Origin of the sequence: Bradyrhizobium sp. CSA112 (assembly GCF_029051645.1) — a bacterium.
Taxonomy (GTDB): domain Bacteria; phylum Pseudomonadota; class Alphaproteobacteria; order Rhizobiales; family Xanthobacteraceae; genus Bradyrhizobium.
The window spans coordinates 1-423 of record NZ_JAACFS010000154.1; the positions used below are offsets into that span (position 1 = coordinate 1).

Genomic DNA, 423 nt, shown 5'->3' on the forward strand with positions numbered 1-423 from the left:
GCTCAGGCCTGTAGAAGGTTTGCACAGAGCTGTGCATCTTTACCTGGACCAAGCCGTGCCTAGCGCCGGATCGGGTGGTCCCCAGTAATTCAAGGTATGCACTAGCGATCTCGGGCTGGTCCTCCGCAAGAAGTTGCACATCGAGCATGAGGCCATCTATGTCGTAGCGTTCCCGGCCGTGTGGGACCTGCGAAGATGTGGCGAAAAAGATCACTACATCCAGGTCATTGGGATCATTTTTGCGCGATACGAATGACCCTCCGACGACAATTGACGTTGCCCCAGCCTCCTCGGCCCATTCGTAAATATCCAGGAATGGCTTGAGGAATTTCGAGCGAGCCATCTCTTGATAATGGCCGAAGGTCTTCTCGGGACTGCTACAGAACTCCGCAATGAAGTCTTCCTTGCTTATGATGTAAGTTC

Annotated in this window: 1 protein-coding gene; it reads right to left on the reverse strand. The window is 53.2% G+C overall.

The features are described from left to right. Positions 1 to 423, reverse strand: a 423-nt coding sequence (locus GWE18_RS42100) for a hypothetical protein (RefSeq protein WP_275191332.1), incomplete at both ends; no start/stop codon positions are given.